Consider the following 22,031-nt stretch of genomic DNA (forward strand, 5'->3'; position numbering starts at 1 on the left):
GCGATCCAAGCCCGCCATCACATACTCGCGCAGTCGACCAGACTGCTCCAGCTTCCGCGGCTTCGGTCGTTTCCGCATGACCGCGGCACGCGTGCCCGACTTCAACGCTCGATAGGCCAATCTCCCGCCATCACGGGCGACCTCACGAGCGACCACCGAATGATGCCGACCCAACACCCTGCCGATAAACCGAAACGACCGCCTCGCCCGCAACTCCCGCGAGATCGTCTCCCGCTCCTCGGCACTCAAACTCACCCGACACGCCACGACATGATCTCCGATCACCCACCCACGAAGACCATCGCACGCCAGCGCATCGACCAGTTGAGGTCAAGGGCCCCTACGAACCTGCGGCGGGGCAAAAGCGGTGGGGATGGGCAAGCCACCCCACCCGCCGGACAGCTTGGCAGGCCCACACACACAAAGCAAGTCCACCCAATCAAGGCGTATGGCAGGGGCGCGTTGCGTTCTGGTGGGGGCTGGGATCCTGCGGCGGTTGTGGGGGTGGTTGGGGAGAAATGCGTTAGGTGGGAGTGGGGGTGGGGCTTCTGCGGCGGTTGCGGGGTAGCTCGACAAGAAATGCGATGGGTGGGGGCTGGGGAATTCGGGCAGTCGGTTCTGCGATGGCTTGGGAGAGAAGAGTGCTGGAGTGGGAGTTGGCTGGACCAGGTGGCGGTTTACGGGATCGAGGCTCCGGCCGTCAGCGGATGCGCACGGCCAGCGACCGCAGTTCCCCGTACAACTCCTCATTCCCCAACGGATTGACGCTCATCCAAGCGTCCCCGTCCCCATCCCCGTCCACATTCGCCAGCCGGTACCGCCCGCGGTCCGTGTCCAACCACCGCAGTTCCCGTCCCCCACGACGCCACTGGTCCTCCGACTCGTCCCGGACGGCCACCCCGAGCTGCCCGTTCCCCACCACCGGCTGCAAGCTCGACACCATCCGCCGGGCGACGCGGTCGTCGATCCCGTGTGCGTTCAGGAGTTCCTCGATCTCCCGCTGGCTCATCGGCACGGGGCCCGCCCCGTTCTCCGGCATCCGCGACATCATCACGTCGAACGCTGCCTGCAGGGGCCGCAGCGGCAGGCTGAACGGCGTCGTCACCGGTGTCTCCGCGCGCGGGATGAAGGACGCCAGGCGGGCTACCGCCTCGTCCAGGGTCGCCGCCCACAACCAGGTCATCCCGTGTGGGTCCGTGCTGTCCTGGGTGACCAGCAGCGCCTCGTCCCGCAGGGTCAGCACCGCTGCCGCGAGTGGGCCGGATTCCCGGTTCAGCACCAGGTCCAGCACCCCGGTGCAGTTGCGCAGCAGGTAGACGAACTCCTCCGCGACGTCCAGCGGTCCGTCCTCGTCCGCCAGTTCCCGGTCCCGCAGTTCCTGCGCCGCCGCGCCGAACAGCACCTGCCGTTCCACGTCCGAGGTGCCGGTGGACGGTGCTTCGAGCGGGAACGGGGGCTGGACCTGCGCGAAGGTGCACAGCAGGTCCAGCTCGACCGGGTGCAGGGCTACGCCGGGCACCGCGTCCATCAGGCGCCGTAGCGCTGGGCGTTGGCCGTGTCGCTCTGCTCGTAGTGGTTGGCGGTGCGCTCGGCGCTGGAGACGAACTCCTCCATGCGCTGCAGGGCGGTCTCCAGTTGGCCCTTCAGGCCGGACTCGCTGGCCAGGCGGTCGTTGAACTTCTCCGCCAGCTGCTGGCCGACCGGGCTGGTGCCGAGCATCGGCAGGTACGCCGGGCTGGTCAGCTCGGCGACCTCGGCGAAGATCTCGTCCAGGTCGGCGCGGACCTCCGCGACCGCCGCGGCGAACTCGCGGACCTGCTCCGGCTCGACCTGCCAGCCGCTGCCCGCGGCCGAGTTGCTGCCTGGTTCGTCGACGTACACAAGGGCCTTCTCTCTGCCGGAAGGGGGCTACAGGCCGATGACCGGCGGGGCGGCGGTCAGGTCGGCGGTGGTGAACGGGTCTTCCTCGATCGGGACGCGCCTGCGGTACTCGTCGTCCTCTTCCTTGTCGCGCGCACCCGGCGGCATGCCGTAGCCGTTGTTGTTGCGCCCGTGCGGGTCCGCGCCGAACGCGTTCGCCCGGCCGAACCGGCTCGCGCCCCGGGTCCCGTTGCGACCGCCGCGACCCGCGCCGCTGCCGGGCGCGCCGCCGAGACCGCCCGAGCCCGCGCCGACACCGCGGCCCGCGCCGCCGCGGGTGCGGCTGCCGTCCGCGCCGCGACCGTTCGCACCGGGCGCGCCGAAGGGGCCGCCGCGGCCGCCGCTCGGGCCGGAGCCCAGCCGACCGGAGCCCGGTCCGCCGATGGGGCGGCCGTTGCCGAACGGTCCGCCGACCGGCCCACCCGGACCGAACGGACCCGTGCCGCCGATGCCGTTCGCGCCCGGACCGCTGGGCAGCGGGACCCGGTTGTTGTGGCCGTTGTTGGTGATGTCCCGCCAGTGCTGGTCCCAGCCCTTGTCCACGCCGGGGGTGAACGACGGCGTGGTGCCCTGGCTCGGCGCGCCCGGGTAGTGCGGCGGCGGCTGCGTGCCGGGCAGGTGCGGCGGGTGCGCCGGGCCGGGCGGCAGCGTGACGCCGGGGCCGGGCGGGGTGACCTGCGGCGGCCGCGGCACGACCGGCGCCGGGCCGGGGTGCACGCCGTCGGCCGGGGTGCCGAAGCGGGGGGTGGTGCCGTCGATGCCCATGACCGCGGTCTCGAAGCGGCTCATGGTCTGCACGGCCTTGCGCTTCATCTTCTTCTTGTTGCTGCCGAAGCCGAACGCGCTCGCCATACCGCCCAGCGCGGCGCCGAAGGCCGCGCCGATGGGGCCGCCGACCGCGAAGCCCGCCGCCGCGCCGCCACCGGCGCTGGCCAGGAACGGGCTGCTGGGCGAGCCGCCGGGCATGGTGGACTGGGCCGAGCGCAGCGCGCCGCCCGCGTCCTGGATCGGGTCGGCCATGCTCTTGGCCGTGCCGCCGAGCTGGGAGATCCAGGCGGCGTTGCCGACCACGACCCGCTTGGCGTCCTCGGAGGCGGCGCCGGACCAGTACGGCATCAGCTTCGCCAGCGAGCGCGACAGGTCGCGGGAGGCCTGGGCGACCTTGTCGCCGTAGCGGGCCCACTCGGTGGCCAGCATGTCCAGCTGGGCCGGGTTCGCCTGGTCGCCGACCATCCGCTGCAGCGACTTGAGCGAGTAGCCGTCCCAGTTGGTGCCGCCGACGACGTAGCTGTCGTCGACCTCGCGCCGCTGCCTGCGCTGCTGGTCCGCCGCGGCCCTGGCGGCCGAGGCCTGCCGGGCCTGCTGCGTCATCCGGGCGACCAGATCGCCAAGATCGCCGATCATCTCCCGCGCCCCTCCCTCAGCCCGGGGTCACCGGACCGGGTTGTTCTTCCCCTGAATCCCGTTCGTCACGGTAGCTGATGACACCGACGGTCCGTACCCACCGTCACCACCACAGCTCGCCCGCCAGCCCACGTATTTGCGTGCGTAACTCCTCGCGCGGCAACGGGTTGACGCTCATCCACTCGCCGGTCTCGTCGGCGGCCAGCCGGAACCGGCCGCGCGCGGTGTCCAGCCAGCGCACCTCGTCGCCGGACCTGGTCCATTCGTCGCCGTAGCCCCGGCGGACTGCCACGCCCGCCTGGCCGTTGCCCAGCACCGGTTGCAGGTGCGTGGCCATCTTCCTGGCGGTCTGGTCGTCGATGCCGTGCGCGCGCAGCAGCCGGTCGACCTCGTCGGGCTCGAGCCTGCGGGGTGAGCCGTCCGGTTCGGTCGCGGCCTGGATGGCCCGGTGCACGCGGTCGAGCGCGGCGCGCGGCACGCTGAACGGCGCCGACAGCGCGGGGGCCAGGTCCGGCACCAGGTCGACCATGCGGTCCACGGCGTCGTGCGCGGACAGCGCGAGCAGGTGCGCGCGGGCGCCCGCGGTCCGGATGTCCTGGGTGATCAGCAGCCCCTCGCCGCGCTGGGCGAGCACGACCGCGCCGTGTACCTGGCCCCGACGGGCAACCATGATGTCGAGCGCGCCCGCCCCTTCGCGCAACAGGTGCACGAGGTCCGCGGCGATGCCGCGCGGTCCCCGGTGGTCGGCCAGACCTCGGGCGTGGAGCTGGGCGCGGGCCGCGGCGTACGCGGCGCGGCGGTCGCCGAGGGCCTTGGCGCGCAGCGGGAACGGCGCGGCGATCTCGGCGAAGGTGCACAGCAGGTCGAGTTCGGCCGGGTGCAGCCACGCCTCGACCCCGCCCCGGAATCCCGGGTCGGGGTCGAGTCCCGTGGGCAGCTCGGTCACGTGCGGCCTGTGCCCGTGATGTCGGTCTGGTTGGTGGACTCGACGGCGCGGTAGCTGTCGCGGACCTTCTCGGCGCTCTCGATGAACTGGTCCATCCGGCGCATCGCCTCGGCCAGCAGGCCGCGCAGGCCCTCGTCGCCGTTGAGCCGGTCGTCGAACTTCTTGGCCAGCTGCTCGCCGACCGGGCTGGTGCCGAGCTTGGGCGTGTACGCGTCGCCCTGCATGCGCTCGACCCGGGTCTGCACGGCGGCGAGCCCGAACCGGGCGGCGGTGACCGCGAGGCTGAACCCGTGCAGGCGGTCGAGGTCGACGTCCCAGTAGCCGCGCGAGTTCGCGGGCGGCGTGCCGCCGGGCTGGGTCGACCCCGGTTCGGCGCTGCCCGGTTCGACGTGGTCGGGCTGCTCGGTCCCCGGGTCGGTCTTGCCGTTGTCCGGCTTGTCCTTGCCCGGAGCGGGCAGGGTGACGGTGGCGTCACCGGGCTGCTGGCTGCCCTCCGGCGCACCCGGCAGAGTCGTGACCGGCCCGTTGTCCTTGGGCGGCAGGGGAAGCGTGCTGGTCGGCGCGTCCGCGGGGACCACCGGGCCAGGCGCGGTCGGTATCGACGGCGCCGTGGGCGGGGCGGAACCGGACTGCGCGGGCGGGTGGGTCGGCGCGGGCGGCGGAACCGGCGCGCCGGGCGCGGGCGGCTGGCCGACGCCGGGCTGCACGGGCGAGTCCGGCGGCACGACCCCACCCGGCGGAACCGGGATGTTCGGCACGGACGCGTCGGGCACCGGCGGCGGGACCGGCGCCGGGCTGGGCACCGGCGGCACGGGGTCCGGTACCGGCAGCGGATCGGGGCGGTGCACCGGGTCCGCGGCCACCGGGACGCCGCCGTCGGGCAGCACAGAGCCCGAGATCGACCCGGCGGTCAGGTCGCGGGCCGGGATCGCGAACACGTCCGTGACCGGCATCGGCGGCGGGTTGCCCGCGGCCTGGTCCTCGGCGAGCCGGTACTGCTCCATCTCCTGCATTCGTCCCCCTACAGCCCGATGACCGGCGGCGACGCCTTCTGGTCCAGTGCGAACGGGTCCTCGGCGTCGTACGGGTAGCGCCTGCGGTACTCACCGGACTCCGAGCCGCCCGCCCCCATGCCCGCGCCGCCCATCGGCATCCCGCCCACGCCCATCCCGGCGCCCGCACCGGCCGACCCGGAAGCGGCGGCCAATCCGCCGCCGCCCCCCATCGGGACCGGCGCGCGACCACCACCGGTGACGGCCTCCGTCACCCCGACGGACCCACCGGGCTGCAACGCGGCACGACCGGCGTCGGCACCGCCGTACGCGGCACCACCGCCACCACCACCGAACCCACCGCCGATGCCGGCCGAGCCGCCGCCCGCCGACGAGTCGAGGCTCTGCACCGCCGTGCCCGGGTCCCCGGACGCGGTCAGCGACTCCCAGCGCAGCCGCACGTCCGTCTCGTACGAGATCCGCCCGTCGATCCCACCCGGCGGCAGCGACGGTGGCTGCCGGATCGGGGGGAACTGCGGGGTCCCCGGGTCGCCCGGCTCCGGGCGCAGCTCGGTGCCGCGCTCCTCGAACCGGGGCGTCGCCTGGTCGATGCCGATGGCCGCGCCCTCGAACCGCTTCATCGCCTCGACGGCGCGCACCTTGAGCTGGGCCTGCTCCTGCTCGGCGGTGAAGGCGCTCTCCGCGCCCGCGGCCGTGCCGGTGATCGCCGAGACCAGCGGACCGCCCGCGTCCAGGCCGCGCGCGGCGCTGTCGGCGGCCTGCGCGGGTGGGACGGCGGGCTTGTCGGGTAAGTCGGGCATGGCGTCCTGGGCGGCCTTGAGCGCGCCCGCCGCCTCCTGGATCGGGTCGCCGATCTGGTGCGCGGTCTCGCCGAGGTCGGCGACCCACTGCGCGTTGAGCGCGACGTCCGTGCGGGCCTGCTCGGCCGCGGTACCGGACCAGAAGTCCATCAGGTCGTCCAACGCCCGCCGCAGCACGTCGGAGGCGTCCACGACCTCGGTCCCGGCGGCCCGCCAGTCGTCGGCCAGGCGCTCCAGTTGGGGTGCGCTGGCCTGTTCGGCGACCATCTTGACCAGTTGCTCCAGCGAGTAGGACTCCCAGTTGACCCCGCCGGTCACGTACCGGTCGTCCGCCTGCCGCCCTGTCACCATCGCTGCAAAGACCCCCCTCGGCGGCCCACCCGGCCGCCGTTCCCCGGAAAACCCCTAGGACGCCCGCTCCCGACGAACACGCTAACCGTTAGGACGCGGACCCGGCACCAACAGTTCCCTCCCCATCACTCCTCGCTCCGCGCACCGGCATCGATACCCCGCGGCGGATACCGGAGTTGTCACGAAGAGTTCGACCCGGCGCGCGGAAGTGTTTGCCGCGCAGCGCTTCCGGCGCCACCCGAATGGCCTAGGCCCACCAGAAGAACCAGATCGCGACACCGGTCGCGATGCCCACCACGAGCATCGCCAGGGCGGCCTCCGGGCCGCGCCTGCGGTCGGCGAACCACTGCGCGAGCACCGCGACCGCGGCCATCGCGAAGTGCCCGAGCAGCACACCGACGCCGGGCCCCGGCACGCCCTTGCTCCAGGCCACGACCTGCAGAACCAGCACGATGAGCGCGAGAACGCACAGGCCGATGGCGAGCGCGCCGCAGATCTCCCGCCAGAAACCGGACCGCGGCCGCCGCTGCTCGGGTTCGGCCCGTTCCGGCACCGCGTCGTCCCCGGCTTGCCGGACGCGGGGCAGTTCGACGGTGGTGACCTCGTCGTCGGGCTGGTGGTCTTGGGGCAGGCGTTCGGTGGGCCCTGTCACGGGGACAGCATCGCCCATGGGTCCAGCGCCGGTCCAGCGGCCTGCCCGTCGGCGCAGCTGCGCCGGAAGTCGCACCACCCGCACTGGCGGCCCGGGTTCGGCGGGAACAGCACCTCGGGGTCGCCACCGGCCTTGGCGGTGTCGATGGCGAGCTGGAACTCGTCCGCGCTCTCCTCGGCCCGCGACAGGTGGCGGCCCAGCGATTCCTCGGTGTGCTCCCAGGACGCGACCGTGCCCGTCGGCAGGTGGTGCAGTTCGACCTTGGTGCACGGCCTGCGCAGGGTGCGGCGCGCGGCGAGCACGTAGAGCGCGAGCGCCTGGGAGCCGCGGGCGTCGTCGGTGGTGAGGGCGTGCTTGCCGGTCTTGTAGTCGACGATCACCAGTTCGTCGCCGCGCTGGTCGATGCGGTCGACCCGCCCCTCGGCGACGATCGTGCCGACCGGCGCGGACACCCAGCGCTCCAGGCCGACCGGGTCCTCGGTGACGTCGGTGTCCTTGACGTAGTCGTGCACCCAGCCCGCCGCCCGCTCGCGGAACTGGCCCGCCTGCGCCTGGTCGGCGAAGCCGTCGTCCTTCCAGTGCGCGGCGACGAGCTTGGCCGCGGTCTCCGGGGTGCGCCGGTCCGGGGGCAGGTCGAACAGGCCCTTGAGCGCGTTGTGCACCACCGCGCCCATGGTGCTGTGCGCCCACGGGCCGCCCCTCGGTGGCGTCGGCCGGTCGACGTAGGTCATCCGGAACCGGCGGCGGCAGTCCGCCCAGACCCCCAACCGGGAGGGCGTGACCTTGATGAGCCTCTTCGGCATGGCGTCGAACCCGAGCTGCTCCTGCACGCCGCACACGGTACGCACCGGCACCGACACAAATCGCGCCCGGGCAGAATCGCCCCATGGAGATCTGGCACAACCCGCGCTGCACCAAGTCCCGCACGGCCAAGGCCGCCCTCGACGACGCGGCGCCCGGCCACACCGAGCGGCGCTACCTCGACGAGCCGCCGACGGCCGCGGAGCTCGCGGAGGTGCTGACCAAGCTCGGCAGGCAACCGTGGGAGATCACCCGGCTCAAGGAGCCGCGGGCCAAGGAGTTGGGTCTCGCCGACCTGCCGCGCGACCGGGACGCGTGGATCGCCGTCCTGGCCGCGAACCCGGTGCTGATCGAACGCCCGATCGTCATCACCGACGACGGCCGCGCCTACGTCGCCCGCTCCCCCGAGGCCTTGTCCGAGGCGCTGGACTAGCTGCCGCCCGCGATGAAGCCCCGGACCGAGTTCGCCACCAGCTGGACCGCGATGGCCGCGAGCAGCAGACCGGCGATCTTGGCCAGCAGCGTGATCCCGCTGTCCTTGATCAGCCGGATCACCGCGCCGGAGAACCGCAGGCACAGGTACAGGATCACGTGCACGGCCAGGATCGCCAGCCCGAGCGCGACGTAGGACTCGATGTGCCCGCCCGCCTCCCGGACGAACACGATCGTCGCCGCGATCGCGCCGGGACCGGCCAGCAGCGGCGTGCCCAGCGGCACAAGGGCGACGTTGACGTCCTCCACCGCTTCCGGTTCGGTGCTGCCCTTACCGGTCAGCAGGTCGAGCGCGATCAGTAAAAGGAGCAGACCGCCCGCGCCCTGCAACGCGGGGATACCGATTCCCAGGTAGCGCAGGATCGCCTCGCCGCTGAGCGCGAAAAGGCTGATCACGCCGAGGGAAACCAGCACGGCCTGCCGGGCGGCGCGATTCCGGGTGGCGCGGGTTTTGCGGCCGGTGAGGCTCAGGAATACCGGCACGGTTCCCGGCGGGTCCATGATGACCACCAGCGTGATCGTCGCCTCGGCGAACAAGGCGGCGTCGAAGAACGCCATCAGGCACCCACGAGCAGTTCCGCCCCCGTCGCCCGCGACACGATCTCATCGAGCATTTCCGGGGCCGTGGTTTCCGCGCCGAGGCGGATTGTCTTGTTCGTCCCGTGGTAGTCGCTCGACCCGGTGATGACCATGCCGCGGCGGTTCGCGATCTCCCGCAGCTGCACCCGCGCAGGCGGCTCGTGGTCCGGGTGGTCGATCTCCAGCCCGTCGAGGCCCGCGTCGGCGAGTTCCTCGACCACCTCGGCGGTCACCGTCGGGCCGCGCCGGTGGGCGAACCCGTGGGCCAGCACGGTGACCCCGCCCGCCGCCTTGGTCATCCGGATGGCGTCGAGCACCGGTGTCCGGCGGCTGGGCACGTAGAAGCGGTTGCGGCCGTGCAGCAGCTCGCTGAACGCCTGGTCGACCGAGTCCACCACGCCCGCGCGGACCAGCGCCTGGGCCAGGTGCGGGCGGCCCGCGGTGGCGTCGCCGGGCAGCTCGGCCATCAGCGCGTCGGCGTCGACCGGGTAGCCGTCCTCGGCCATGCGGCTGGCCATGGCGTGCAGGCGGACGCGGCGCTCGGCGCGGGTCTTGGCGTGTTCGGCGACCACGGCCTCAGCGTGCGGGTCGAACAGGTAGGCCAGCAAGTGGATCGTGCACTGCCCGCCGCGGCCGTCGGGGGACGCGCAGGTCAGCTCGGCACCGCGCAGCAACCGCTGGCCGGGTGCCAGCGCGGCGGCGGCCTCGTCCCACCCCGCGGTGGTGTCGTGGTCGGTGATGGCGACCGCGTCCAGCCCCGCCGCGCGCGCGGCGGTGACCAGCTCGGTCGGCGTGTCCGTGCCGTCGGACACCGTGCTGTGGCAGTGGAGATCGATCCGCACCGGCCCAGTGTTCACGATGAGCCAGGTCACCACGACGCGGGTGGTCGCCGCCGTGGCCGGAGCAGCCCGCCGGAACGGACTAGCCGACGGCCTTCTTGGACCGCCGCACGCCCCGGGCCAACCGCTGGGCCTTGATCATCGAGAACCGCTCCGCCTGGGCCTTCTTGTCGCCGAAGACCAACTCGGAGATGGCGTCGTAGACCTGCTCCGGCTTGGGCAGGTACTCGATGTTGTTCAGCGCCTGGATCTGACCGGCGGACTCCACGACCATCGTGCCGTAGCCGAAGATCCGCCCGGTCGCCGTGCGCTTGTAGGTGAGGTCGGTGACCTTGCTGATGGGCATCATCAGCACGCGTGTGGTGAACACGCCCGTGGTCATCATGAACCGCTTGTCCGTGACCACGATCCGCTCGACCCACCACTCGATCACCTGGTAGGTGAAGCGGAGCACGACCGCGAGCGCGACGTACCAGAGGATGTTCTGGATCAGCCACGCCGCGGGCGGCAGCAGGTAGGAGATCATCACGCACACCGTGAGCAGCGCGACGGCCTCGAACACCTGCCACGCCAGGCTCGCCCAGTGCCTGCGCACCCGGATCACCCGGCGTTCGGAGTCGAGCAGGTACTCGTCGGGGTCCCTGGGGGCGAACATGCTCCGACGCTACTTCGTGTCAGCTCGAGAAGACAGTGCGCACGAAGGTGATCACTGCTTCGGCCCCTTCACGGAGGGTGGTCAGGATCGAGTTGACGATCCCGGCGGATTGGACCGGCTGCGTCACCAGGAAGAAGACGAGCAAAGCGGCCCCAGTGATGATCAAGACCTTCTTGATGTCCACTGCGATCTACCCCGTTCCGTACGCACCCGAGATGGCGCCTGCATTGAGATCCGTTGTACCGCACCGGGCGGCCCGAGGGGAGGGTAGTCGCGCTCTTGGGGCAACGCGGACGGTCACCACAGTGTGACGGCTACGCTCCGTCGCCATGAGCGGGGAACGCGTTCGGAAGATCAGGTGCGTCGGCGCGATCATCCGGGACGGGCGCGATCGGCTGCTGCTGATCCGCCGCGGCCGGGAGCCCGATCGCGGCCTGTGGTCGATCCCGGGCGGGAAGATCGAGCCAGGAGAGTCGGACACCGTCGCATTGCGACGGGAGGTCCGCGAGGAAACCGGCCTCGAGGTGGCGATCGGTCGCCATGTGGGCAGCGTGGAACGCCCCTCGCCGAAGGGTGTCTACGAGATCCATGATTACCGCTGCGTAGTTACCGGCGGTGATCTTCACCCCGGCGATGACGCCGATGCGGCCATCTGGGTGGATCTTGCGATGTTCACCACATTGCGCGACACGGATGCCCTGGTCACCGCGCTTTTCGAGCAGTTGACGGACTGGGGTGAGCTGCCCGGATGACGGTTATCGGACAAGCCAGACCATGCGCTCACCGTGCATGGCCGCGCGGGCCAGCGCGGTGGCCTCCGGGGCGCCGCCGTCCCACCTGGTGAGCGCCAGGACGCTGAACGCGGTCTGCCCCGGCGCGGGTTCGAGGTCCGCGCGGCCGGGCAGCAGCGGGGCCATGGCCGCCGGGTACGCCTCCTCGCTCACCCACCACAGAGGCCGGGCGGCGGCCAGCTCGCCCAGCGCGGCGGTGAACGCGGCGCGCTGGGCGTCGTCGAGGTAGGTCAGCACGTGGCTGGTGATCACCACCAGCGGCGCGTCGGCGGGCACCCGGTCCGCGGCGGCGGCCAGGTCGGCCACGGCGTCGCCGCGCACCAGCTCCGGCGGGTGCTTGCGCCACAACTGGGCGGCGGTGCTGAACAGCCGCTGACGCTCGGGCTGGTCGGCCCAGATGCACGCCTCCAGCCAGGCCGCCGCGTCCTCGTCGGCGAGGTCGACCGGCGCCCGGTCCAGGCCGACCCGGGCGACGACCGAGAGCTTCTTGGGGATGGTCGGCAGCGCGGCGTCCGGGCCGAGCTCGAGCGCGCAGTGCAGGCCGAGCGCGGTCTTGGTCGGACCGGCCACGACCTGCCCGGACTGCTCGGTCTGGTAGCGGTAGGCGTAGCGGTCGAGGTTGAGCAGCAGACCCGCGCTGCACCCCACCTCCAGCAGCCCGACCGGGGCGCCCGCCTGCTTGGCCGCGAGCGCGACCGCCGGGTACAGCACGGCGGCGCGGCGGACCTCGTTGGTCTGGGTGGTGTGCCCCGCGACCAGGGCGCGGACCTTGTCGGCCCGTTCCAGCACGAAGCCGCGGAACAGCGGCCAGGTGCCCGCGTCGAGCCCGTAGCTGCCGCCCATCGACGGGTAGTAGTTGACCAGCTCGTGGAACGGCTCGGCCTGCAGCGCGCGGTGCGCGGCGGCCAGCAGCAGCGTGGGGTGGCCGAAGCCGGGCTGCGCCGGGCCCAGCAGCGCGGCCACCTCGTCGTCCTCGGCCGCCTTCGCGGCGAGGTGGGCGTAGAGCGGGGACTCCTCACCCGCCTCCACTTCGGCGAAGCGCCGCAGCCGTTGCTTGATCTCGTCCAACGCCACGACCACGGGGCTTCCTCCGCGTCTCTAGGCCAGGGGTTCGGGCCGCCCCGGCTGTTCGCCCCCTCGGGCCTCGCCGTAGGAGCGCTTGGGCACCATAACCTTGCGCCGGAACGTGCAGACGACCGTCCCGTCCTGCTTGTAGCCGCGGGTCTCGACGTAGACCACGCCCCGGTCGTCCTTGGACTTCGACGGCGTCTTGTCCAGCACCTCGGACTCACCGTAGACGGTGTCACCGTGGAAGGTCGGTTTGACGTGGCGCAGCGACTCGATCTCGAGGTTCGCGATGGCCTTGCCGGAGACGTCGGGCACGGACATGCCCAGCAGCAGCGAGTAGACGTAGTTGCCCACCACCACGTTCTTGCCGAAATCCGTGGAGTTCTCCGCGTAGTGGGCGTCGAGGTGCAGCGGGTGGTGGTTCATGGTGAGCAGGCAGAACAGGTGGTCGTCGTATTCGGTGACGGTCTTGCCGGGCCAGTGCTTGTAGACGGCACCGACCTCGAACTCCTCGTAATAACGGCCGAACTGCACGCGCCCTCCCGATGTGACCGGCGAGTAGGTTCCCTTGTGTACGGGGCGGCCGCCCGGGGTGCAACCGGTGTGTGAGCCAGTGCACGGTGGTTGTAAAGTGCGTTTCGTATTCACCGGGGCGTGGTCGACTGGGCCTCGCCCTGGAGTACGCTGTCGGATCGGCAGGGCCTGGGCTCATCCCACGACCGCCGTCGGCTCAAGGAGGTGAGACGCCATGAGCGACCCGCATGGTCATGAATCCGCGACTGGTTGCAGTAGTACCCGCGTCTCCTCCGGAGGTGCCCGCCCCCTGGGCTGACACCGTCGATACCGGCCGGGACGCTCCGTCACCGCCGGGTCCGGACCACCGGACCCCCGGTCCGCCGCGCGGGCGCGGCGGGAGTCGCTGGAGGTCCGGATGCCTTCCATTCCCTCGTTCGGCGGTCTGAGAGGCCGCGCCAACCGCGTCGCGGCGCCGCCTGCGCCGCCGGTCCCGGTGCCGTTGTCGGCGTACGTGGTCGATTGCGGCGTGTACGTCGACGGTGTGCGCCTACCCGGCCGCTGGACGCACGTCGACGCCGTCGCCGAGGTCCGCCGCCGCGGTGAGGGTTTCGTGTGGATCGGTCTGCACGAACCCGACGCCGAGCAGATCCAGGGTGTGGCCGAGACGTTCGGGCTGCACGAGCTGGCGGTGGAGGACGCGGTCAGCGCGCACCAGCGCCCGAAGCTGGACCGCTACGACGACAACCTGTTCATGGTGCTCAAGACGGTCCGCTACGTCGAGCACGAGTCGCCCACCACGGCCAACGAGATCGTCGAGACCGGCGAGATCATGGCCTTCCTCGGCGCCGACTACGTGGTGACCGTCCGCCACGGCAAGCACTCCGCGCTGCACCAGCTGCGCGGCGAGCTGGAGGGAGCCCCGGACCGGCTGCGCCACGGCCCCGCCGCGGTGCTGCACGCCATCGCCGACCACGTGGTGGACACGTACCTGGCGGTGTCCGAGGCGTTCGAGAACGACATCGACCTGATCGAGAAGGCGGTCTTCGCGCCGCGCAGCCAGGTCAGCGCCGAGCAGATGTACCTGATGAAACGGGAGATCCTCGAACTGCGCCGCGCGGTCATGCCCCTGGCCAACCCGCTGCGCAGGCTGGCCGAGGGCTGCTCGCCCCTGGTACCGGACGAGGTCCGCTCCTACTTCCGCGACGTGGACGACCACCTGACCACCGTCTCGGAACGCGTAACCAGCTTCGACGAGCTGTTGAACACCCTGGTCGACGCCACCCTGGCGAAGATCACGCTGCAGCAGAACACCGACATGCGCAAGATCACCTCCTGGGCCGCGATCATCGCCGTGCCCACCATGGTGGTCGGCGTCTACGGCATGAACTTCGAGTTCATGCCGGAAACGAAGTGGCGGTTCGGCTACCCGATGGTGATGGTCGTCATCTTCATCGCGTGCATCGTGCTGTACCGCATCTTCCGCAAGAACCGATGGTTGTAGCCGGACGACCCACCCGCGCTCCCCACCCGCGCGAGTCGTTCAGCCACACCGGATTCCCCGTTCACCCCCGTGATGGGAGGTACCACCATGACCCGGCTGCTGACCAATGTGAAGTTCTGGCTACTGGCGATAATCGTCACCTGGATCGCGGTAGTGACCGTGCTCATCGCGGAAGCCCCGGTCTGACAAGGGATTCCCGTCAGGCGGCGGTCGTAGTGGTGGCAGCGCGCGCGGACGACGGCTGCGCGCGCTGAACCACCTGGTCGGCGAAGTTGTCCAGCATGCGCGTACCGACTTCCTGGGAATAGCCGAGTACCAAGGCGAAAAGCAGCAGTCCCGCGTGCCCCTCGACCAGGTCGGGGAACACCCCGGCGCGCAGCATCAGCACGCCGACCACGGCGAAGATCGCGCCCAGCAGTATCTTCACGATGGCCTGGTAGGGCGTGAGCGTGTACGGCACGACGCTGGGTTTGGTGCGCAGCAACAGAACCACGACCGCGATCGACGCGCCGAGCATCCCGACCAGTTGCAGCCACCACACGTCCCCGCTGGTCGGCACCGTGGCCCCGGTCGCGCAGACGAGGTTGGCCCCTTCCCCGAGGCACAGCGGCAACATCCGCTCGTTGACGGCGGTCAGCCCACCGATCGCGAGGTTTATCGCCAACAGCAGCAACCCGAACAGGATGATCCGGTTCCGCAGGCTCCGCACCGCCGTAGCCGCCGCGTGCGAGGCGTCGTGGACCGCGCGGAGACCGAGGAGCACGGCCAGCCGCTGCCCGGAGTCGTCCATCGTGAAGAACGACACCGGGTCGAGCGCCCGCACCCGAGCGTCCTTCTCGGGCAGCTTCCGCGCCACCCGAGCCCGAACATCGGACACCCGCCCGTTGAGGTCCGGCGCCGACGACACCAGCACCTCCTCGGCGAGGTGCACCGCCCGCCACGCCCGCTCGATGCTCGTCCCGGAGTACCACCGGGCAGGCGAACTCCGCTGCCCCGCCGCCCGAGCCGCGATGGCCATCGCCCCGTAAACCGCCCGGGGCACCCGCCCACCACGCCCGTCGATGTCGGCCTGCAACCGCTGCAACCGCTCCGCGATCCCCATCCGCCAAGGCGAAGCCGGATGCAACTCCTCGATCTTCCGAGACCAATCAGGCCCCACCACCCCGACGACTACCCCAACCCCACCTGTCTCCCGCTCGGCAACCCCTTCCGCGAACAACACCCCCTCATCAACCAACGCCAACCCACCAACACCCGCACCCGCCGCACCATCCACGACCACCCCGCCGCGCTCGCCGCCGATCCGCCCCGGCTCGCCCGCGGGCAACACCGGATCGCCAACCACAGCCGCCCCACCAACAGCACGCCCCGCCCCTGGGCCCGTACCCACCTGGACGCCACCGCCCGTCGCCAGGCCGGCACCTACCGCTGCACCACCGCCAACCTCCACGCCACCGCCTTCACCCACACCAGGGACATCAACCGCGACCCCGGTCGGTGTCCGGACACCGACCGGGACTCGCCCCGGAACCGCCCCTGTCCCGGCGGTCTCTCCCGCAGCCCCGCCGCTCCCCGCAGCCAGGCCCACGGAACTGCCTTCACCAACCACCCCGGTACCGCCGGCACCTGAGGCACGATCACCGCCGACCACCCCGGCCTGCCCCTCCGAGGCAGCGACAGAGGTGGCGACACCAACCACCGCCACACCACCGCCGTCACCCACCACCCCGGAGCCACTTTCCGAGGTAGTGCCATCAACGACCGAGGCACGCCCACCACCGACATCAGGTCGCCCCGCCAAAGCAGCACTGTCGACCACACCACCGGCGCCGCCAACCACACCGGAGCCGCCGTCCAAGGCAGTACCCTCGACCCCCGCCGCACGGCTAACTCCCGCTACTCCAAGCCGTCCCTGCAAGACGGCGCCACCAACCCCACCGCCGCCACCCGCAGAGCTGGCACCCAAGGCAGCACCCGCAACCCCTACGGCCCGGCCATCACCGACCACACCGGAGCCCCCACCCGAGGCGACACCCTCATCAGCCGGGGCACCACCATCACCGACCACTCCAGGCCGACGCTCCAAGACGACGCCACCGGCCACAGCCGCACCGCCAACCACGCCGGAGCTGTCCTCCGCCGAAGCGGCGCCACCGCCTGCGGCACGACCACCACCAACCACATGGATGCGCCCCGTCGAAGCGACACCGTCAACCGCCACCCCGGCGCCACCCACCCGAGCGCCACTCCCGGCACCCATCTCCGACCCGTCCACAGCCGGGTCGACCAGACCAACAACAGCGACCGAACCAGCAGCCACACCAGCGCCGTCCACACCACCGCCATCCGCAACACCAAGCCCGTCGGCGGCAAGCCCGTCGGCGGCAAGCCCGTCGGCGGCAAGCCCGTCGGCGGCAAGCCCGTCGGCGGCAAGCCCGTCGGCGGCAAGCCCGTCGGCGGCAAGCCCGTCGGCGGCAAGCCCGTCGGCGGCAAGCCCGTCGGCGGCAAGCCCGGCTGTGCCGGGCTTGCCGCCGGTCGGTGCCCGAACTCCGGCTGTTGTGCGGGGCTCAGTCACGCCGTGGCCGACCTCCGCGTGGGCGTCAACTGCTTGCGCGTCTGCCTGCGCGGTCGGTGCCTGCTCCTCAACCGGGCCCCGGGCCAGGTCCGGCGCGGCGGGCGGCGTGCCTCGGGAGCCACCGTCGCCCGCCGCGTCGCGGCCGTCCCCTCCCTGGGTGGGGATGGCCCGGGTGCTCAGGGAGAGGGTGAGGCGGATCGGTTCCTCTCCGCCCCCAACCACCTCCCCCTGCGGCGACACGGGCGTGGTGGACGACGGCTCCGGCGTGGTCGGCCGGTTTCCTGGCTGCATAGCGAGTCCCCTGTCGCTGGGCGGACGCGCCTGTGGGTGCGCGTCGGGAAGCCCAACCCCCTATCCGGATGATCGGGGGGCGAGGGGTACACATTACGGTTCGCGGCCGACATGGCGGAGTCTCAAGCCCAGGCCTGAATCCCCCGGACCACGAACGGCGTTGACGGGACATAGGTCCCCAGTCCGGGATAGGTTGTGAAGTCCGCCTCCGTCGCGCACTCCACCGACTCGTACACCGTGACGTCCTGTTTCAGCCGGTTCACGAACGAGCGGTATTCACCCTCCAGTGGCAGGCAGTCACCCAGGACCACGTCCTCGATCCCCACGACTTCCATCGGCCCCTGGAAACCGGGTAGCGGCCACAGGCAGATCGTCCCCGGGTCGCACACCGTGGCCGACGCGGGCGCGGCCAGCCCGAGCATGCCCAGCACGACGACCAGCATTCCCAGCAGTGTTCGCATGGCAGAACTCCGTTGTCCCGTGGACGCTCCCCTGGTGGGAGCGTCCGACGGGGTCAACGATGGCAGGATTCCGCCGGGGCTGGAGAAAGTTGTCCACAGGCCCTTGACAGGTCACTCGACATAGGTCAGCGTGCGCCCGTCGCTCGGGTCGAACAGGTGGATCTTGTCCGGGTCGAACCACACCGACAGCTCCGCGCCCTCGCGCGCGTCCGAGGCCGCCGACAGCCGCGAGACGATCTGCGACCCGCCGTCGGCCATCTCGGCCGTGCCCGACTCCGCGGCCAGTTCCTCCAGCTCGGCCGCCATCGCGGCCTCACCCTCGACGGCGAAGTACGCGTACTTGTCCGACCCCATCGACTCCAGCACCTCGACCGTCGCGGTGAACGCCGCGCCCGGCTCGTCCACCAGCCGCGCGTCCTCGAAGTGCTCCGGGCGCAGGCCCATGATCACCTCGCGCGGCGCCGACCCGCCCTCCAGCAGCCGCCGGATCCGGTCGGTCAGCGGGAAGTCGCCGAGCGGGGTGCGCAGCCGACCGTCCTCCAGCCCGGCGGGGAGGAAGTTCATCGACGGCGACCCGATGAACCCCGCCACGAACAGGTTCACCGGCTGCTCGTAGAGGAACTGCGGCGACCCGATCTGCTGCACGTGCCCGCCGCGCATCACCACGACCCGGTCGCCGAGGGTCATCGCCTCGGTCTGGTCGTGCGTGACGTACACGGTCGTCGTGCCCAGCCTGCGTTGCAGCTTCGACACCGACGTGCGCATCTGCACCCGCAGCTTGGCGTCCAGGTTGGACAGTGGCTCGTCCATCAGGAACGCCTTCGGGCTGCGGACGATCGCCCGCCCCATCGCCACCCGCTGCCGCTGACCGCCGGAGAGGTTGCCCGGCTTGCGGTCGAGGTGCTGGGTGAGGTCGAGGATGCGCGCGGCCTCCTCGACCTTCTGCTGCACCACCTTCTTGTCCACCTTCGCCAACCGCAGCGGGAAGGCCATGTTCTCCCGCACGCTCATGTGCGGGTACAGCGCGTACGACTGGAACACCATCGCGATGTCCCGGTCCTTCGGCGCCCGGTCGTTGACCCGGTCGCCATCGATGCGCAGCTCGCCGGAGGTGATGTCCTCCAGCCCCGCGATCATGTTCAGCGTCGTCGACTTCCCGCAGCCCGACGGCCCGACCAGGATGACGAACTCGCCGTCCGCGATCTGGATGTCCACATCGGACACCGCGAGGGCGCCGTCCGGGTACCGCTTCGTGACCTTGTCCAGGATGATCTCAGCCATAGCCCTAGCCCTTCACCGCACCCGAGGTCAGCCCCGCGACGATGCGGCGCTGGAAGAACAGCACGAACAGGATGATCGGGATGGTGATGACCACGGCGGCCGCGGACACCGTCCCGGTCGGGTCCTCGAACTGCGAGGAGCCCTGGAAGAACGACAGCGCGGCGGGCACCGTCCTGGACGCGGTCGTCGAGGTCAACGAGATCGCGAACAGGAAGTCGTTCCAGCAGAAGATGAACACCAGGATCGCCGTGGTGAACACCCCCGGCGCGGCCAGCGGCGCGATCACCCGCCGGAACGCCTGCGCGGGCGTCGCGCCGTCCATCTTCGCCGCCTTCTCCAGCTCCCACGGGATCTCCCTGAAGAAAGCCGACAGCGTGTAGATGGCCAGCGGCAGCGCGAAGGTGATGTACGGCAGGATCAGCCCGGGCCAGGTGTCGAACAGCCCGAGCGAGCGCTCCACCTCGAACAGCGGGGTCACCAGCGAGACCTGCGGGAACATCGCGATCAGCAGCGAAACCCCGACCAGCGCGCGCTTGCCGGGGAAGTCCAGCCGGGCGATGGCGTACGCGGCCATCGTGCCCAGCACCACCGCGATGAGGGTGGCGATCAGCGCGATGCCGATGGAGTTGACCAGCGCGCGCGGGAACTCGTTGGTGGAGAAGATGTCAACGTAGTTCTGGAAGGTCCACTCGGTCGGGATGAAGCTCTTGTCGGTCAGCGTTTCCTTGGTCTTGAACGACAAGGAGAGGATCCACAGCACCGGCACCAAGGCGTAGACCACGACCACGATGTCGATGAGCGTCCAGCGGGCCCGCACCCCGGGCCTCGTCGCGGTGGTCATCAGCGCTTCCCCCCGTCGTCGCTACCGGGTGCGGCGGCGCCGAACACCTTGACGAACACGAACGCCAGCAGCGCCACGGCGATGAAGATGAGCACCGACATGGTCGAGCCGATGCCCAGGTTCAACCCGCGGATCAGGTTGTTGTAGGTCTGCATGGACACCGATCCGGTTTCCTGCGCGCCGCTGGTGAGCACGAAGATGTTGTCGAAGATGCGGAACGCGTCGAGCGTGCGGAACAGCAGCGCGACCAGGATCGCCGGTTTCATCACCGGCAGGATCACCTTGGTGAACCGCTGCCACGGCGTCGCGCCGTCCATCGAGGCGGCGCGCAGCAGGTCGTCCGGCACCAGCGCCAGCCCGGCCATCAGCAGCAACGCCATGAACGGCACGGTCTTCCACACCTCGGCGAGGGTGATGATCCCGAGTGCCGCGGCGCGATCGGTCAGCGGCGCGGTGGCGCCGAACAGGTCGGTCAGGTAGCCGGTGTTCTCGTCCCACGCGTAGCGCCAGGAGAACGCGGCCACCACGGTCACGATCCCGTACGGGATGAGCGCGACCGTCCTGACCAGACCCTTCATGACCAGTGTCCGGTGCATCACCAGCGCGAGCGCCATCCCCAGCACCAACTCGATCGCCACCGACACGGCCGTGATGAGGGAGGTGACGCCGAACGCCGTCCACCAGTACGAGTTCGTCAGCACCGTCACGTAGTTCTCGAACCACACGAACTGCCGCTCCGCCGGGAACCGCAGGTCGTAGCGCTGCAACGACAGCCAGATCGAGTAGACGATCGGGTACGCGGTCACCGCCAGCATGACCAGCGCGGCGGGCGCGCACAGCCACAACCCCAGTCTGCGCTCGGCCTTCTTGCCCTCGCTCAGCTCTTTGCCGCTCACGGCAGCACCCCCTTGGAGTCGAGCGCGTCCTGCAACTCGGCGCGCAGCCGCTGGGCGGTCTTGTCCGGGTCGATGCTCGCGGGCGGCGAGAGGATGGTCGAGATGAGCGTGGAGACGTTCTGGTACGCGGGGGTCGCGGGCCGGACCGCCGCCTTCTTCAACTGGTCGAGGATGGCATCGCGCATCGGGTACGGCTCGGCCATCTCCGGGTCGTCGTAAACCGACTCGATCGTCGGCGGCACCCCGGAGTTGATCGCGGAGTACTTCTGGCTCTCCGCGTCCCGCAGGCACTTCACCGCCTCGAACGCCTCGGGCTTGTGCCGCGAGTGCGCGCTCACGGCCAAGTCGTAGCCGCCGATCGTCGAGGTACCGACCTTGCTCGCGTCGATCGCCGGGAACGGCGCCCACTTGATCAGCTTGGCCACCGCCGGGTTCTCCTGCGCGGCGGCGTAGACGAACGGCCAGTTGAGCTGGAACGCGGCCCGGCCGCGCTCGAACTCCAGCCGCACGTCGTTCTCCTTGGCGTTGGACAACGACGCGCTGGCCGACGGCGAGGTCGCGAGATCCCGCAACGCCTGCAGCGCCTTCACCGCGCCATCGTCGACGAGCGCGCGGGTGCCGTCCTCGGAGATGATCCGCCCACCGGCGCCCGCGGTGAGCGTGTTGAACTCGACGACCAGGCCTTCGTACTGCGCGCCGGTCATCGCGATCGTGTTGGGCTGGTCGCGCGACCGCAGATCGGCGGCCATGTCCAGCATCTCGGACCACGTCGTCGGCGGCTTCGGCACCAGGTCGCCGCGGTACCACAGCAGCTGCACGTTGGTGTTCTTCGGCGCGGCGTAGAGCTTGTCCTTCCACCGCGCGGTGTCCAGCGGCCCCTGCAAGGTGCCGCGCTCGACGTCCGCCTTGTCCTGGCCGGTCCACTCGGCGACCCAGCCCGCCTCGGCGAACTCGGCCACCCACGTGACGTCGAGACCGAGCACGTCCATCTCGTCGTCGCCCGCGGCGAGCCTGCGGACCATCTGCTCGCGCTGGTCGTCCGCGCCGCGCGGCAGCACGTTCAGCGCGATCCGGTACCTGCCCGCGGCCTCGTCGTTGCACCGCGCGACGACCTTGTCGAAGTTCTCCTCAGTGGCGTAGTAAACGTTGACGGTGGTCCCGCCGCTTTCTGATCCGCAAGCCGCCACGAGCGGGGACGCGACGAGCGCGGCGCCCAGCGCCACCCTCCAGCGTCGACCTCGGCGGCCAGGACCCCGATGAGCACGCCCCATCGACCAGCCTCCTTCCGACGGACACGCCGAGAGGCAGTTCGAGCAACCCGTCCAGCACCTCGACGTGCTCCGACACGCGGGTAGCTC

26 protein-coding genes are annotated in these 22,031 nt (G+C 71.0%); 5 read left to right on the forward strand and 21 right to left on the reverse strand.

Annotation, left to right across the window (positions count from 1 at the left end):
* From CLV40_RS40190 to CLV40_RS03320, 9 genes are all read right to left on the reverse strand, one after another.
* A partial coding sequence (locus CLV40_RS40190) for a helix-turn-helix domain-containing protein (RefSeq protein ID WP_342752243.1) occupies positions 1-285 on the reverse strand: 285 nt, incomplete at its 3' end.
* 415 nt (positions 286-700) lie between these two features.
* The gene (locus CLV40_RS03290) at positions 701-1,528 is read right to left on the reverse strand and encodes an ESX secretion-associated protein EspG (protein ID WP_104476828.1); all 828 of its coding nucleotides are present in this window, start codon (positions 1,526-1,528) and stop codon (positions 701-703) included.
* Positions 1,528-1,881 carry a hypothetical protein gene (locus tag CLV40_RS03295; protein ID WP_104476830.1) on the reverse strand — a complete coding sequence of 118 codons (354 nt, stop codon included), beginning with the start codon at positions 1,879-1,881 and terminating at the stop codon, positions 1,528-1,530. The genes CLV40_RS03290 and CLV40_RS03295 overlap by 1 nt, the downstream gene beginning before the upstream one ends.
* A 27-nt stretch (positions 1,882-1,908) precedes the next feature.
* Complete coding sequence (locus CLV40_RS03300) at positions 1,909-3,324, reverse strand: WXG100 family type VII secretion target (RefSeq protein WP_104476832.1); 1,416 nt, start codon at positions 3,322-3,324, stop codon at positions 1,909-1,911.
* Between the two features lie 103 nt (positions 3,325-3,427).
* Positions 3,428-4,270: an ESX secretion-associated protein EspG gene (locus tag CLV40_RS03305; RefSeq protein WP_181043303.1), complete on the reverse strand. Its 843-nt coding sequence runs from the start codon at positions 4,268-4,270 to the stop codon at positions 3,428-3,430.
* Complete coding sequence (locus CLV40_RS40195; protein WP_181043304.1) at positions 4,267-5,283, reverse strand: hypothetical protein; 1,017 nt, start codon at positions 5,281-5,283, stop codon at positions 4,267-4,269. Before CLV40_RS40195 ends, CLV40_RS03305 begins: the two co-directional genes overlap by 4 nt.
* An 8-nt stretch (positions 5,284-5,291) precedes the next feature.
* Positions 5,292-6,431, reverse strand: a complete 1,140-nt coding sequence (locus tag CLV40_RS03310) for a WXG100 family type VII secretion target (RefSeq protein WP_146107913.1) — start codon at positions 6,429-6,431, stop codon at positions 5,292-5,294.
* Between the two features lie 250 nt (positions 6,432-6,681).
* On the reverse strand, positions 6,682-7,086 hold the full coding sequence (locus tag CLV40_RS03315) for a hypothetical protein (RefSeq protein ID WP_245931027.1): 405 nt from the start codon (positions 7,084-7,086) through the stop codon (positions 6,682-6,684).
* Positions 7,083-7,889 carry a RecB family exonuclease gene (locus CLV40_RS03320; RefSeq protein WP_181043344.1) on the reverse strand — a complete coding sequence of 269 codons (807 nt, stop codon included), beginning with the start codon at positions 7,887-7,889 and terminating at the stop codon, positions 7,083-7,085. Before CLV40_RS03320 ends, CLV40_RS03315 begins: the two co-directional genes overlap by 4 nt.
* A gap of 83 nt (positions 7,890-7,972) precedes the next feature.
* Here CLV40_RS03320 and CLV40_RS03325 point away from each other — a divergent pair, with 83 nt between their 5' ends.
* On the forward strand, positions 7,973-8,320 hold the full coding sequence (locus CLV40_RS03325) for an ArsC/Spx/MgsR family protein (protein ID WP_104476838.1): 348 nt from the start codon (positions 7,973-7,975) through the stop codon (positions 8,318-8,320).
* Here CLV40_RS03325 and CLV40_RS03330 read toward each other — a convergent pair.
* From CLV40_RS03330 to CLV40_RS37735, 4 genes are all read right to left on the reverse strand, one after another.
* Entirely contained in the window at positions 8,317-8,937 is a 621-nt protein-coding gene (locus tag CLV40_RS03330; protein WP_104476840.1) for a MarC family protein, read from the reverse strand. The genes CLV40_RS03325 and CLV40_RS03330 overlap by 4 nt on opposite strands.
* Positions 8,937-9,800 (reverse strand): PHP domain-containing protein, encoded by an 864-nt coding sequence (locus CLV40_RS03335; RefSeq protein ID WP_104477739.1) that lies wholly within the window; start codon positions 9,798-9,800, stop codon positions 8,937-8,939. Before CLV40_RS03335 ends, CLV40_RS03330 begins: the two co-directional genes overlap by 1 nt.
* Positions 9,801-9,879: 79 nt before the next feature.
* Positions 9,880-10,452: a PH domain-containing protein gene (locus CLV40_RS03340; protein WP_104476842.1), complete on the reverse strand. Its 573-nt coding sequence runs from the start codon at positions 10,450-10,452 to the stop codon at positions 9,880-9,882.
* A 19-nt stretch (positions 10,453-10,471) separates the two neighbouring features.
* Positions 10,472-10,636 carry a hypothetical protein gene (locus tag CLV40_RS37735; protein ID WP_181043305.1) on the reverse strand — a complete coding sequence of 55 codons (165 nt, stop codon included), beginning with the start codon at positions 10,634-10,636 and terminating at the stop codon, positions 10,472-10,474.
* Positions 10,637-10,781: 145 nt separating this feature from the next.
* Here CLV40_RS37735 and CLV40_RS03345 point away from each other — a divergent pair, with 145 nt between their 5' ends.
* Positions 10,782-11,204, forward strand: coding sequence for an NUDIX hydrolase (locus CLV40_RS03345; protein ID WP_104476844.1), 423 nt, complete (start codon positions 10,782-10,784; stop codon positions 11,202-11,204).
* A 3-nt stretch (positions 11,205-11,207) separates the two neighbouring features.
* Here the strand turns inward: CLV40_RS03345 and CLV40_RS03350 are convergent, their stop codons facing one another.
* Positions 11,208-12,323 (reverse strand): DUF2332 domain-containing protein, encoded by a 1,116-nt coding sequence (locus CLV40_RS03350; protein WP_104476846.1) that lies wholly within the window; start codon positions 12,321-12,323, stop codon positions 11,208-11,210.
* 18 nt (positions 12,324-12,341) lie between these two features.
* Positions 12,342-12,845, reverse strand: coding sequence for a MaoC family dehydratase (locus CLV40_RS03355; RefSeq protein ID WP_104476848.1), 504 nt, complete (start codon positions 12,843-12,845; stop codon positions 12,342-12,344).
* Positions 12,846-13,242: 397 nt separating this feature from the next.
* On the opposite strand from CLV40_RS03355, the gene corA reads away from it, so the two are divergent.
* Complete coding sequence (gene corA, locus CLV40_RS03360; protein ID WP_104476850.1) at positions 13,243-14,328, forward strand: magnesium/cobalt transporter CorA; 1,086 nt, start codon at positions 13,243-13,245, stop codon at positions 14,326-14,328.
* A 199-nt stretch (positions 14,329-14,527) separates the two neighbouring features.
* On the opposite strand, the gene CLV40_RS03365 is transcribed toward corA, so the two are convergent.
* Positions 14,528-15,430: a hypothetical protein gene (locus CLV40_RS03365; RefSeq protein ID WP_104476852.1), complete on the reverse strand. Its 903-nt coding sequence runs from the start codon at positions 15,428-15,430 to the stop codon at positions 14,528-14,530.
* 18 nt (positions 15,431-15,448) lie between these two features.
* On the opposite strand from CLV40_RS03365, the gene CLV40_RS03370 reads away from it, so the two are divergent.
* Together CLV40_RS03370 and CLV40_RS37740 are read left to right on the forward strand one after the other, a co-directional pair.
* Positions 15,449-15,958, forward strand: coding sequence for a hypothetical protein (locus tag CLV40_RS03370; RefSeq protein ID WP_104476853.1), 510 nt, complete (start codon positions 15,449-15,451; stop codon positions 15,956-15,958).
* Between the two features lie 552 nt (positions 15,959-16,510).
* Entirely contained in the window at positions 16,511-17,266 is a 756-nt protein-coding gene (locus CLV40_RS37740) for a hypothetical protein (RefSeq protein ID WP_104476857.1), read from the forward strand.
* Between the two features lie 50 nt (positions 17,267-17,316).
* On the opposite strand, the gene CLV40_RS03385 is transcribed toward CLV40_RS37740, so the two are convergent.
* From CLV40_RS03385 to CLV40_RS03405, 5 genes are all read right to left on the reverse strand, one after another.
* Positions 17,317-17,655: a peptidase inhibitor family I36 protein gene (locus CLV40_RS03385; RefSeq protein WP_104476859.1), complete on the reverse strand. Its 339-nt coding sequence runs from the start codon at positions 17,653-17,655 to the stop codon at positions 17,317-17,319.
* A 111-nt stretch (positions 17,656-17,766) separates the two neighbouring features.
* On the reverse strand, positions 17,767-18,936 hold the full coding sequence (locus CLV40_RS03390) for an ABC transporter ATP-binding protein (RefSeq protein ID WP_104476861.1): 1,170 nt from the start codon (positions 18,934-18,936) through the stop codon (positions 17,767-17,769).
* A 4-nt stretch (positions 18,937-18,940) separates the two neighbouring features.
* The gene (locus CLV40_RS03395; RefSeq protein WP_104476863.1) at positions 18,941-19,777 is read right to left on the reverse strand and encodes a carbohydrate ABC transporter permease; all 837 of its coding nucleotides are present in this window, start codon (positions 19,775-19,777) and stop codon (positions 18,941-18,943) included.
* The gene (locus tag CLV40_RS03400; protein ID WP_104476865.1) at positions 19,777-20,673 is read right to left on the reverse strand and encodes a carbohydrate ABC transporter permease; all 897 of its coding nucleotides are present in this window, start codon (positions 20,671-20,673) and stop codon (positions 19,777-19,779) included. The genes CLV40_RS03395 and CLV40_RS03400 overlap by 1 nt, the downstream gene beginning before the upstream one ends.
* Positions 20,670-21,944, reverse strand: a complete 1,275-nt coding sequence (locus tag CLV40_RS03405; RefSeq protein ID WP_104476867.1) for an ABC transporter substrate-binding protein — start codon at positions 21,942-21,944, stop codon at positions 20,670-20,672. Before CLV40_RS03405 ends, CLV40_RS03400 begins: the two co-directional genes overlap by 4 nt.
* Positions 21,945-22,031 lie beyond the last annotated feature (87 nt).

The sequence above is a fragment of the Actinokineospora auranticolor genome, from assembly GCF_002934265.1.
GTDB lineage: Bacteria > Actinomycetota > Actinomycetes > Mycobacteriales > Pseudonocardiaceae > Actinokineospora > Actinokineospora auranticolor.